We start from the raw sequence: 12,863 nt of genomic DNA on the forward strand, positions 1-12,863 counted from the left end.
TTCTCTAAACCGATTCTCCTGATGGACTCAATTTTTCTTCTTTGTTTACTTGGTGAGCGTAGAGACGATAAATGAAATACGCGATAAGCGATAAAATCATTCCAATAATAAAAGGTAAGTTAATCGCGATGGAAAATAATAACCCTCCAAGTGGTGGACCGATAATCCGACCAAGGGAATCCATGGAAGATAAAAGGCCGGTTACTTGGCCATAAGCAGATTTGGCTCTTTTGGTTACTAAGGAAGAAACACTCGGACGAATAAAGCCATTTCCTATTCCAAATATGGATAAAAAGATAGCGGCGGTCACAAAGCTATCGATAAATAAAATAAGGGCAAAACCTAAAGCCGAAATAAAAATCCCGAGCTGAATCACTTTTCCTTCGCCGACTTTTTTCGTTAAGCGCCCGACTAAACCACCTTGCACGATGGCTCCAGCAAAACCCATAATCATAAATATATATCCGAGTTGAACCGGGCCAAGGCCAGCTTTTTCAAAAGCGTAATAGGCAAAGGTTGCTTCAAGGCCTGCGAGCGATAATGTGACAAAAAGTTGTAAGAGAAATAAGTTTGAGGTCGGTCCGTTAAAGGCCGACTTTAGGGACGGTCGACTTCGGTTCGACTCTCCCTTGTTTTCTTTACTTAAGGATTCTTTTAATACAGTCAATACAAGGAAAAAAGTAATAAGCGATGAAGCACCTGCAAGGTAAAAGGGGATCGTTAAACTCGTGTCTGAAAAAATCCCACCGATTCCCGGACCAAAGACAAATCCCAAACCGACAGCAGCACCGACAATTCCCATTCCCTTACTTCGGTTTTCTTCACTCGTAACGTCTGCTACATAAGCCATAACAGTTGGCATATTTGCTGCTGACAAAAAGCCACCGATTATACGAGCAGCAAACAGCATCCAAAGAGTGGAAGCAAAGGCCATTAAAAAGAAAGATAAAGAAAGACCAGCAATTCCAATTAATAATACGGGCTTTCGGCCAATTCGAATCGGAGATTCTCCCCCACATCGGTGCAAAAATGAATTGCATTAAAGAATAGACGGCCATTAACAAGCCTAATTGAGTTGGGGAAGCCCCAAGCTCCTCGGCATAAAACGGCATGACGGGAATAATAATCCCAAACCCGACCATGACTAAAAACATAATCGCAAATAATATTGGCAATACTTTTTTTGCTTCCATTTTGTTCACTCCAATTAAAACCTTCATCTATCAGAAGGTCTGTCCAGTCAAAAACATACTTTATTATTATACACCTCTTTAGCCCATTTCAGAAATTGAACAAGTGAACACTTTTAAAAGATTCTTTTATTAAGTAAGTAGTTAAAGGGAACGAGGGCTAGTCATTGTTTTTAGTTAAGGATGGGACGAGTTTTCTTTATAGTTGATAATATGTATGATAGTAATAAAGGGAATTTATGCCTGTTCAGAAAGGAAGATGTAGCAATGTCAACCTCACTTATCCAATTAGTCAATATTAGCATCGTAGAAGGCAATAAAATATGGTTCCATCCGTTTGATTTTGAAGTTAAAAAAGGAGAGGTAGCAGCGATACATTGTGAACGAGACCTTGGCAAAAGGTTGTTGAAGCTCTTGATTGGAGAAGAGTCTTCGGCTACAGGGAAAATTCGTTATTTCAGACTTGAACACCCTAAAAATTGGAATAAATATAATCGGAAAATAGGTGTGGTGATGCATGAAGAAGGGTACTACGAGCGATTATCGCCATTTGAATACCTACAACTTTTTAAAAACTTGTATGACGTAGATACAGATGTAAATGAGTATCTTCGCAAAGCCAACTTATTAGCGGTTAAGAACAGTAAAATCAAATTTCTCGACGCTTCAGCGAAACGACGTTTATCGTTTGTAAAAGCAATGATTCATCAACCAGATTTGCTTATTTTTGAAGAACCAGACCAAAACATCGATTTAGAAAGCAAAATTACCTTAAGAAGGTTAATTACCGAGCTAGCCGAAGAGGGGGTAGCCTCATTGGTTCTTACTAGTAATATGGAAAGTGCAATCATTTTAACCAATCAGGTTTATCGCTTAAATGAAGATGGGATGAAAAAAATTGAGGTTTTAGATCAAAGCGAGGAAATAACGAGTACAATGCCGCTTCAAGCACCTGTCTCTGAACAAGGTGTAAATGAGAGTACTACTGCAGAAAAGAGTGAAGCCCAATCATTTCAAGTGCAACTCGAACGTATTCCAGCCAAGGTCGAAGAGAAAGTTATCTTATTTGATCCTACTGAAATTGATTATATCGAAAGCAATGATGGAACCGTCCATTTACATGTAAAGGGAGAATCATTTCCTTGTACGATCACATTAAATCAGTTAAGTGGAAGACTCCAACCATTTGGCTTTTTCCGCTGTCATCGTTCTTATATTGTCAACTTACAAAAGGTACGAGAAGTCATGACTTGGACTAGAAACAGCTATAGTTTGATTTTGGATGATCGAAATAAAAGCAATATTCCGTTATCAAAAGGGAAACTTAATGATTTAAAAGAGGTTTTAGGAATGTAATTAAGTTTTATTTCCCCGGAAATTGTCGGCAAGTGTCGTTTGTATGTCCCCTGCTTTGACCTATAGACGAGGCCGACCTAGAAGGTTTCTTTTTTTATTAAGGTTAGGTCATACTCCGCGGCCTTCGTTTGGATTTTTAACATAAGATATACCTGTTTGTTTATCGATAAAATGTCTCCATTCATCATCATTTTTACTCCTTTTACCGTTATTTTAAGGCGGCAATTGGCTCTCGGGCGTAAACTGAAGTCAAGCAAATAGGAAAACGGAAAGGGAGAATTATATGGAGAATATTATTGAAGTCTCACAGTTACAAAAAGATTTTGAAGGGAAAAAGGCTTTAGAAAACGTTTCTTTTACCATTAAGAAAGGGGAAACTTTTGGCTTTCTTGGGCCGAGTGGTTCTGGTAAAACGACAACAATCAAAATTTTAACCGCTCAATTAACAGCTTTTAATGGGGAAGTGAAAGTATTTGGTGCACCTGTGGAGAAATTAAAAAAGGGTTCCCAAATGAAACGAATTGGGGTATTAACGGATAATACAGGACTATACGAGCGATTATCGATTGAAGATAATTTAAAAATGTATTGTGATTTATATAGTGTCAAATATGATCGAATTGATGAAGTATTAGAAGAGGTCGGCTTGTTAAAAGAACGCCCAATGCAAGTAAGTAAACTTTCTAAAGGGATGAAACAGCGTGTCACTTTGGCGAGAACAATTCTTCATCAACCAGAATTGTTATTTCTTGATGAACCAACTTCTGCTCTTGATCCTGTTAGTACAGAACGAATTCACCGTTCATTAAAAAAACTGAATGAGCAAGGGACAACGATATTTTTAACTACTCATGATATGAATGAAGCTGAGAAAATCTGTGATCGTGTCGCTTTCCTTAATAAGGGAGAAATTAGATTGATGGATACTCCTTCCAACTTACGATTAGGTTATACGGATTCGTCTATTACATTGTTGCTAAAAGATGGAAGTGAAAAAACGGTAGACAAAGATCATGAAGGAGCCGAATTGATCAAGCAAGCCATTACAACGAACCAATTAAAGGCGATCCATTCAAATGAGCCTACATTAGGTGAAATTTTTGTACGTGTAACAGGAAAGGAGCTAATTTAATGCTATCCCTTAAAAGAATTCAAACGATTTTTATTAAAGACTATAAAGACCTAATGAAAAATTCATATATGTTGTCAACGGCCATAATGCCTTTGCTATTTGCTTTTCTGTTCGGCAGAGGAGAAGAGGTAGAACTTATCGTTTCGATTGTTCCGATTACATTAGCAATGGTTATTGTCGGCTCATTTGTTCAGGCGGCGATGATTGCTGAAGAAAAAGAAAAGAATACGTTAAGAGGTTTATTATTATCACCGTTAAGTACATCGGAAGTGTTTATTGGGAAAAGTTTGCTTTCTGCAGTTCTTACGGCCATCATGATTGCTGGTGTGATTTTGATAAGTGGCTTTCCGATTCCTGAAAATACGTTATTGTTTATCGTGGCTATTTTTATTAGCTTAGTCATTTATATTGGGATTGGAACGATACTCGGGTTGATGTCGCGGACGGTTATGGAAACAACAGTAGTTGGAATGCCTGTGTTAATTATTTTTGGAATGAGCTCATTGTTTCGCAATTTCTTTGAATCTGAGTGGTTATATAACATTCTATCTTACTTACCGGATGGACAATTTGCGACACTCGTCCTTAATCTGCATCAAGGACTGCCAGTTGGGGAAAATTTAGTGATTCTAGGAATATGGGCACTAGTAACGATCGTGATTACGGTGCTGATTTATAAAAGACGTCGATTTGATTAAATGAGAATTTAAAGGGCAGGTAAGTGGTTCGTGGAGAACTACTTACCTGCTTTTTAGGAGGGATAATGAAAAAGGTCTTTATTTAATTAACCAGTTTGTTAACGGAAGAACGGATAGATAAGTAAGCAATAAAGATTGCTATAAATATTAAAGAGAGCATCATAGCTATCGAAATAAAAATTAACTTCCAAGTTAATGAAAATAGGATACTTAATAAAAGAATACTAATGAGTGTCCCGCTAAAAATAGCAATGCTCAACCAGAAAGCCGATTCCTTTAAGCATAAGTTTCGAACATCACTTATTTTCCAACCTATATCTCTTAAAGTCATTAATTCCTCACTCCTCAAAAGGAGAAAACCTGTCGTACTCTCACCAATGGATAAAAAGGCTAGGAACAAAGAGGCGATCATAATAAAGAGCAGGACTAAACTTAAAGAGTTATTAATAAATTGACCTAAATACGTAGCATTTGTTAAATCAATCGTCGCCTCTAATGTAGCTAATACAAATATCGATAAAATCGAAACAGATAAAAGCTGGATAAATGTTAACCATAAAAATTTTCGATAATGCACTAAATTTCGTAACCAAATCGGTTGACCAATTTTTACGTTCGGTGACGTAACTTTAGCTTTCTCTTTTTTATACGAAAGCACGATACAAACCAAAAGTGTTAAGAGAATTGTGGCTGCCAAATAGTGATAAATAGTAGAGTCGATAAAGGTAAAGATGATGAGTGCTACTACAATAGCGAAGAACATTAGTAACAGTTGTTCGAGCAAATGATTCCGTTGAATATGTTTCATTTTCCAACCTAAATCAAATAAAATTTGATGTTCTTCTTGTTTCGTATACCTTCTGAATAAAAAACGATTACTTAAGTAACCAAAACTGACGATAATCAGCATACTTGAAATCATCACATTTGCTGTATTCCATCCATCATGTATATGAGTGGCTGCCCCTAAACTAGTCCAAGGCTGAGTCACTTCCCCAATACCTTCAACGATCATTTCCATATCGGTTGGAGAGGCTCCGGCCACCACATCAATTTGAAAATCACCTATTTTTGAAATCTCGGTCACAGCCTCACTGATTCGATTAATCGCTTTTTCATCGTAAGCAGTAATATCAGATACCCTTACTCGAATGGCATCAATTGGACTTTCTCCTTTAATGTGAACGGCACTTTCTAAGCTGACCAAACCTTGAGCCGGAGCACTGACAAAACTCCCAGGTGTCAAGGTTTCATGCAAGGTGGTTCCGTCCTTTTTTAAGGTAGAAGGTGCTTGTTGATAAATCCCAAGAGGACTCGAGGAAAGTGAAGACTGATATTCTTCCGTCGTAAAACTTCCGACAGGATAAATCAAAAAAGGGATTTCTGCTAACTCATAAGCCGCACCACCCTGTTCTTTCATTTCTCTAAAGACCGGGACCTCAGATTCTGACTGAATTTGTTTAACGCTCAATTTATTCTGGTCAAGAATTTCATAATCAATTTTCTCCGTATGATAAAAACGGGAGGATTCACTTACACCAAAAGCAAAGGTCATAGGTGTGCTAATCTGCCCATCATAAGTAATTGAAAAAGGGGTATATTGAAAGGGGTTGATCTGTTCCGTCAGTTGAAGCCAATAGGTTTCTTTATTAAGTTTGGGGATATCTTTAAATTGATCAAATAATTCATAATAATTTTCCGAAAAAACAAACGATAAATCAGGCTCTACATTTAGTTCATTCTTTAAGTGCTTCGTTTGAGCACTTGACCAATCTAGACTAGTGACATCGACAATGGCATCCAAAGAAACATGCGTATCCTCTAAGTAGATAACCGGGATATGCTTGCCAACATTTAAGCTTTGATAGCCCGCAATTAAATTGGGGGAGATTGGCTCGTGAAAGGCTGATAAATCAATCCCTGTTAACTTTTCTTCTTCTTCTTGATCAATTCCAACCATCAGGTGATACGTTGTTGGCATCTTAAAGACAGGTCTTGCTCCTAGATTTAAATAATCTAAATTTGTATTTTGTTCAACATAATCAAATCCTTCAAAGAAATCGTTCTCTTCGAGGAAATAATAGGAACCACCTGAGCCTAATGAATAGTGATTGACACCATCAGAAGTTTGATACTCTAGCTCGATAAAAGAACTTGTTTCAGGATTGGCTAATTCCATCGTATTTTGTTCACCAGCAAAATAGCCTAAAGAGGCAATCGGAGCCGCTATGTCGATGTGATCAAGCTCTTTCATTGCCTGCCACTCTTCAAGAGTGATTCCTCCTGACCCTACAGCTAAGTAGTTTTCTTCTACCGCCCCAATTTCTTGTTCCACTTTTGATTGGGAGCCACTTGGTCGAATGAGTAAATCATAGCTACCTCTAGCATATTCTTGAATATTTGTATCGATGATGGCTCGTGATTGATTAAGCATGGATAAACTAAGCGGAAGGGCCATAAATATCGTTAAAAAAGCTAGCGTAAACCAAAATGATTGAATAGGATTTCGTGTAATAGATTTCCAACTATACCGAAGCATGAGTGATTTCTCCTTCATGAATGGTCCCATTATGGACTTGGAATAAATAGTCTCCATTAGTCGATACAATGGGATCGTGTGTGGCCACTATAATGGTTTGACCTGAACGGTGGAAATCACGGATGAGTTGTAATAAATTATCTCGGTTCTTCACGTCTAAATTACCAGTCGGTTCATCACATAAAAGAATAGAAGGTTGTGTGATGAGGGCTCGAGCAAACGAAACTCGTTGTTGCTCTCCACCAGATAACTGAGAGGGAAGGTGATGGAGGCGGTGACTTAATCCTACTCTATCAATTAACTCTTGTGCACGATACTTAATGACTTTCTTTTTTTCATAAGGGATAAGGGGGAGCATCACATTTTCTAAAACGGTAAATTGGGGAAGCAAACGAAATTGTTGATAAACGGATGCTACTTGTGAACGTAAATAATCATTTCTTTTGATTGGAGAGAAGGTTGTAATATCTGTTCCGTTAATTTTAATTTGGCCGGAAGTAGGAGAAGTCACTCCTGAAATTAACTTTAAGAGTGTGGTTTTACCGGAACCAGATGGACCAACAAGGGAAATCCATGAGCCTTTGGGGATATGTAAAGAAATATCTTGAAGAACCGGGGTACTGTGATTAGATTGATAAGTATAAGTAACATTATGTAGATGAATCATTTGAGTTCGCTCCTTATTTTTATCTAACGGCAGCAGGATTTATCCTACTGCCGTTATAAATATATTATCTCGTATGTCGAATCGATCCAGCTGTATTTGCATAACTAAATCCAGACACATTAGCCTGAGTTCTATAAGTTGCAATATCTCGATTTATTAAGGAGTACGTCTTTGGAATTACAACTCTTGTTGCACTAGTTTGACCAGAATTATTAGTGGAACCATCTCCAGGAATGAATACCCATCTGTATAAATTACCTGTTCCTCTGTCGCCAGAAAAATTTAAAGTAATAGATGTGTTTGCATTAGCACCTGAAATAGAAGAAGGGTGTGACATGGATATGCCAGTATCATATGCTGCATCAGTGGACTCGGCATTAAATCCAAAAATTGCTGCTACTGTTAAAACTGATAGTGTGATTAATTTCTTCATAGAAAAAGCCTCCAATAGTATGTTTTTTTGATGCACAACTAACGTACCATATTTTTCAATAATTTAACATATTTTTTAATATTAGTATACTAATATGTTACTAAAGTACTTTAGAGCTTGTGGTTTTAACCATTTAGGTTGGCAAGTTTACATGTGAAACTTCTATATAATTAATTGCTCTTACAATCTATGGGTGCTTTAAGATATATTAATCAAAAAAGTCTTGGTACAGTTGAATATTAATGAGAATGTAATGACAAGTAGTACGCATAGATGCCCTTCATGCATTCAAAATTCAACATTGTCATTTCCTTGTTTTGGCTTTAAGATCGATCTTAATAAGGAATAACTTTTATAACAAAATAAGGGAGGTAACGGCTATTCTGACAGTGGCGGATGTGTTAAAGGATGATTTATTACACGGTGTTGAGGTTGTGACAGGTGAAAAGTTAGCTCCAAAGAAAAAAATCCAATGGATATCAGTCATTGAGTTACCTGTTGAGAATTTTGTTAGGAAAAATGAAGTTGTTTTGACGACCGCGATTGGTTGTGAGCAGGACCCTCATTTATTTACCCAGTTTGTGGAAGATGTAATCGAATCAGAAGCGGCCGCTTTGATGGTTGCACTGGGAAGGTTTATTTTTGATATTCCACGTGAGGCGATTGAGATTGCTGAAAAGAATAATTTTATTTTAATGATTGTTCCTTGGGAAATCCGCTTTGCCAATATTGTGGAGATGGTCATGAAGGAACTAAATATAACAGCTAACAAAGATAGAGAGAAGTCTGAGAAAATTCAGCAAGATCTTTTAAATCTTATTTTAACAGAACGTGATTTGGAAGACTTGCTAGCTTATATCGAGGAACAAATTTATGCGAAGATTTATTTGACCGATCGTTTTGGCAATTTGTTGGAGAGCGAACAGTACGATCGCGATTTTGAACAACAGTGGAAGCAGCTTGTTCTTGAAGGGGTTTTACCGATTAAACATGTAACGCCAGCAAATCAAGATCCGTTTATGCAAAAATTTGATCTCATTCAATATGAGAAAAGAGATATTTTACAAGTTCCGGTTTTGCAAATTTCTGGTGAGGCACAAGGCTATTTATTTGTTTTTATTCCTGAGCATATAAAGGCTTCTAGCTTTTTAACTCATAATCGTACTCATATATTAGAGCATGCGGCTACGACTATTGCTCTTTGGCTTTCACGGAAAAATGCGATTGAAGAAACGAAGCTGCGGTTAAGGAGTGATTTTGTTGAAGAGCTTGCTAAGGGAGGGTTTCAAACATATGAACAGGCTCAATCAAGAGCGAGTTTGCTACAATATCAATTAAACCTTGCCTATGTTTGTATCGTAGGATTACCTGAAAATTTAAAGTCTTTGTATGAAAAAAGGGAGCAGATGATTGACTCATTTGAACATTGGCGTAAAAGCATGCTTTATTATATGGAAGAGGAGATGCTTTATGCGGCTCAATCGCTCGGGCGAAAAATAATGCTGACCCGAGATGAGGAGATGATTACGCTCTATTTAGAAATTCAACATCAAACCGAACATGAATATGCGACTGATTATTTAGATATAGTTGACAGAAGATTGAATAATTTAATGCCGGATGTTTATATTTCTTGGGGAATAGGTAAAAGAAAAAAACGGTTTGAAGATTTCCAAGAAAGCTATAGGCAAGCCAAACTCGCTCTGCAAATTGGTCGTGTGAAAGATAAACATCATCATCGAACTTGGTTTGAACAAACAAGAGTTGACCGTGTCCTGTTGCAGTTAACTAAAAATGAAGAGATGAGAGAAATTATTATTGATACCATTGAGCCGCTAGTGCAATATGATGAAGAAAGGCAAATGGATTTAGTTGGAACGTTTGTCGCCTTCAATCAGTATCGTGGAAATGTGAGTCAAACCGCTCGATCTCTTAACTTACATCGACAATCATTGCTTTATCGTTTGCGGAAAATTGAATCACTAACAAACCTTTCCCTTAATGATCCTGACCACCTATTTCTCTTGGATTTGAGTATTAAAACATGGAGAGTGGGCGGAGTGTTTCATGGAGAATTAAAGGATTAGTAAAGAGGGCCTTTTGTTAAGAAGCTACTTAACAGAAGGGCCTTTTTTGGTAGTGAAAGATAATCAGACAAGGCTGTATGATAAATTGACTGAAATAATATTAGAAAATTCATACACTTTGGCGAATATCCAATTTGATGCTTTGTCGATATAATGAAATTAGAAACAGAATATTTTGTCAATATTGATTTTGCTGGAAAGGGGTGTTCCTGTGGTTATTGAGTTATTGGAGTATCAGGAGCGGATGAAAAAAACGAAAGAACGTATGGCGACTAAAGGGATAGAAGTCTTATTAGTAACGGATCCAGCGAATATGAACTACTTGACTGGTTATGATGGTTGGTCCTTTTATGTCGATCAAATTCTCGCGATATTTGATGATGAAGAACAACCGATCTGGATTGGTCGAACGGCTGATGCCAATGGAGCAAAAGTAACAACTTGGTTATATCACGAAAATATTATTCCGTATCCAGATACGTATGTTCAATCTGATGTCCGTCACCCAATGGATTTTGTCGCTGAGATTTTAACTCAGATCGGACAGGATAAACGAAAAATTGGGGTGGAGATGGACAATTATTATTTCTCAGCTAAATGTTTCCAACAATTAGTTAAAGGCTTACCGAATGCCACATTTATAGATGCCACATTACTCGTTAACTGGGTTAGGTTGATCAAGTCTCCTCGAGAGATTGAATTGATTCAAAGAGCGGCCGTTATTGCTAAACATTCGATGTTAGAAGGAATTGAGATGGTGGATGAAGGTGTGCGTGGCTGTGATGTCGCCGCAAAGATTAGCTACACTCAATTAAGTGGTACCGCTCAATATGGTGGCGACTACCCGGCTATTGTGCCACTTTTACCAGCGGGGGAAAGAACATCAACGCCGCATTTAACGTGGACCGATGAGCCATATCGAAAAGGGGAAAACGTGATTTTAGAATTAGCGGGTTGTTATAAACGATATCATGCACCGATTGCGAGAACGGTACAGATAGGGCAGCCGACTGCGAATATGAAAAACCTTTCAAATATTGTTATAGAAGGATTAAATGCTTGTTTGAATTTTATTAAACCAGGTGTGACATGTGAGGAAGTTGAAGCGAATTGGCGCCAAACCGTTGAGAAATATGGGGTGACTAAGGAGTCGCGTCTCGGTTATTCTATGGGGCTTAATTACCCACCAGATTGGGGTGAGCATACGGCGAGTATTCGTAAAGGTGACAAAACGATACTCCTGCCTAATATGACGTTTCATTTAATTCCGGCCATTTGGTCAGAAGGTGACAGCTTTGAAATTAGTGAATCGTTTCGCGTGACACCGACTGGTTGTGAGCCATTAGTTGATTTACCGAGAGAACTTGTCATTAAAGACGGCATGACTTTTGAGAAGCTGAACCCTGTTATTTAATATTTTGGATCGATGAGATGAACAAAAACAAACCGGGATGCGTAATCGACAGCCCGGTTTTTATTACACACAAACTTTCTAAAGGGAAAACCAATAAAAATATGAGTAGTGGGAGTGATTAGATGGAAAAGAAGGTGCAAGCAGGGACAAATGCGGTCTGGGCTGGAGAAAAGGAATATTTAGTACATGGAGCTACTCAAGTACCGGTCGTTTTAAGTGTGGCCTACAATTATGACGATATGGATGAGTGGTATGATGTCGCCATTGGTAAGAAAAAAGGCCATATTTATGGTCGCAATACAAATCCAACCGTTCAATCGTTTGAAGATAAAGTAAAAATTTTAGAAGGTGCAGAGGCAGCGACGAGTTTTTCGACAGGCATGGCGGCGATCAGCAATACATTAGCGACCTTTTTGCTGCCTGGTGATCGAATTGTTTCGATTAAAGATACGTACGGTGGCACGAATAAAATTTTCACAGAGTTTTTGCCGAGACAGCAAATCGATGTCGTCTTATGCGAAACAGGAGACCATGCTCAGATTGAAGGAGAGGTGGCAAAAGGGTGTAAAATTTTATATTTAGAAACACCTACCAATCCTACTGTGAAAATTACGGATATTAAACGGATGGCTAAAGCAGGTAAAGCAGCGGGTGCTCTTGTGGTTGTCGATAATACTTTTGGCACTCCGATTAATCAAAATCCACTTGCTCTTGGAGTAGATTTAGTGATTCATAGTGCGACCAAGTTTCTCGGAGGCCACGCGGATGCTTTAGGAGGCGTTGTATGTGGGGCTGAGGAATTAGTTGAAAAAATCTATCATTATCGCGAAATTAATGGAGCCACGATGGATCCAATGGCTGCTTACTTAACATTAAGAGGAATGAAAACACTTCATTTAAGAGTGAGAGAGCAAAGTTTTAATGCACTGGAGCTAGCAAAATATTTACAAACGAAAGATTTGGTAGAGGCCGTCTACTATCCTGGTTTGCCAACCCATCCAAATCATGACATTGCCAAGGAACAAATGAAAGGCTATGGCGGTATGTTAAGCTTTGCCGTGAAAGGTGGAATTGATACTGTTCGAGAGCTGCTGCCAAAACTAAAATATGCCCATCGTGCTGCCAATCTTGGGGCCGTGGAAACAACCGTTGGTCCTGCCAGAACGACGAGTCATGTTGAATGTACACCAGAAGAGCGAGCAGCGATGGGAATTCCAGAAGGGTTAATTCGAGTCTCGTGCGGAATAGAAGCGATTGAAGATATTATAGAAGATTTCTCTCAAGCTTTTAAACAAGTAGAAGCGGGATTACAAGTGTAAGAGAGCCAAGAAGAAGGGAGAGGAGAGA

The 12,863-nt window shown here is 38.1% G+C and carries 10 protein-coding genes and 1 pseudogene; 6 read left to right on the forward strand and 5 right to left on the reverse strand.

Annotated elements, in window-relative coordinates; all coding sequences use genetic code 11:
* Positions 1-4: 4 nt before the first annotated feature.
* The gene (locus tag AA0017_RS20145) at positions 5-1,027 is read right to left on the reverse strand and encodes an MFS transporter (protein WP_413377377.1); all 1,023 of its coding nucleotides are present in this window, start codon (positions 1,025-1,027) and stop codon (positions 5-7) included.
* Positions 969-1,220: pseudogene (locus tag AA0017_RS20150) on the reverse strand (MFS transporter); the annotation flags it as partial. The gene AA0017_RS20145 and the pseudogene AA0017_RS20150, both read right to left, overlap by 59 nt.
* Positions 1,221-1,457: 237 nt before the next feature.
* On the opposite strand from AA0017_RS20150, the gene AA0017_RS20155 reads away from it, so the two are divergent.
* From AA0017_RS20155 to AA0017_RS20165, 3 genes are all read left to right on the forward strand, one after another.
* Entirely contained in the window at positions 1,458-2,546 is a 1,089-nt protein-coding gene (locus tag AA0017_RS20155; RefSeq protein WP_413377379.1) for a LytTR family transcriptional regulator DNA-binding domain-containing protein, read from the forward strand.
* A 283-nt stretch (positions 2,547-2,829) separates the two neighbouring features.
* Positions 2,830-3,678, forward strand: a complete 849-nt coding sequence (locus AA0017_RS20160) for an ABC transporter ATP-binding protein (protein ID WP_413377381.1) — start codon at positions 2,830-2,832, stop codon at positions 3,676-3,678.
* Entirely contained in the window at positions 3,678-4,376 is a 699-nt protein-coding gene (locus AA0017_RS20165; protein ID WP_413377383.1) for an ABC transporter permease, read from the forward strand. Before AA0017_RS20160 ends, AA0017_RS20165 begins: the two co-directional genes overlap by 1 nt.
* An 82-nt stretch (positions 4,377-4,458) precedes the next feature.
* Here AA0017_RS20165 and AA0017_RS20170 read toward each other — a convergent pair whose 3' ends face one another.
* The 3 genes from AA0017_RS20170 to AA0017_RS20180 form a co-directional block, all read right to left on the reverse strand.
* On the reverse strand, positions 4,459-6,915 hold the full coding sequence (locus tag AA0017_RS20170; RefSeq protein ID WP_413377385.1) for a hypothetical protein: 2,457 nt from the start codon (positions 6,913-6,915) through the stop codon (positions 4,459-4,461).
* Positions 6,902-7,582, reverse strand: a complete 681-nt coding sequence (locus AA0017_RS20175; protein WP_413377387.1) for an ABC transporter ATP-binding protein — start codon at positions 7,580-7,582, stop codon at positions 6,902-6,904. Before AA0017_RS20175 ends, AA0017_RS20170 begins: the two co-directional genes overlap by 14 nt.
* Positions 7,583-7,646: 64 nt before the next feature.
* Positions 7,647-8,015: a hypothetical protein gene (locus AA0017_RS20180; protein ID WP_413377389.1), complete on the reverse strand. Its 369-nt coding sequence runs from the start codon at positions 8,013-8,015 to the stop codon at positions 7,647-7,649.
* A 389-nt stretch (positions 8,016-8,404) separates the two neighbouring features.
* On the opposite strand from AA0017_RS20180, the gene AA0017_RS20185 reads away from it, so the two are divergent.
* The 3 genes from AA0017_RS20185 to AA0017_RS20195 all read left to right on the forward strand — a co-directional run bounded on the left by AA0017_RS20185 (position 8,405) and on the right by AA0017_RS20195 (position 12,835).
* Positions 8,405-10,102 (forward strand): PucR family transcriptional regulator, encoded by a 1,698-nt coding sequence (locus tag AA0017_RS20185; RefSeq protein WP_413377391.1) that lies wholly within the window; start codon positions 8,405-8,407, stop codon positions 10,100-10,102.
* Between the two features lie 244 nt (positions 10,103-10,346).
* Positions 10,347-11,516 (forward strand): M24 family metallopeptidase, encoded by a 1,170-nt coding sequence (locus AA0017_RS20190; protein ID WP_413382741.1) that lies wholly within the window; start codon positions 10,347-10,349, stop codon positions 11,514-11,516.
* A gap of 122 nt (positions 11,517-11,638) precedes the next feature.
* Positions 11,639-12,835, forward strand: coding sequence for a cystathionine gamma-synthase family protein (locus AA0017_RS20195; protein ID WP_413377393.1), 1,197 nt, complete (start codon positions 11,639-11,641; stop codon positions 12,833-12,835).
* Positions 12,836-12,863: the final 28 nt, after the last annotated feature.

This window comes from Alkalihalobacillus phoenicis (genome assembly GCF_047302405.1).
GTDB lineage: Bacteria > Bacillota > Bacilli > Bacillales > Bacillaceae_D > Alkalihalobacillus.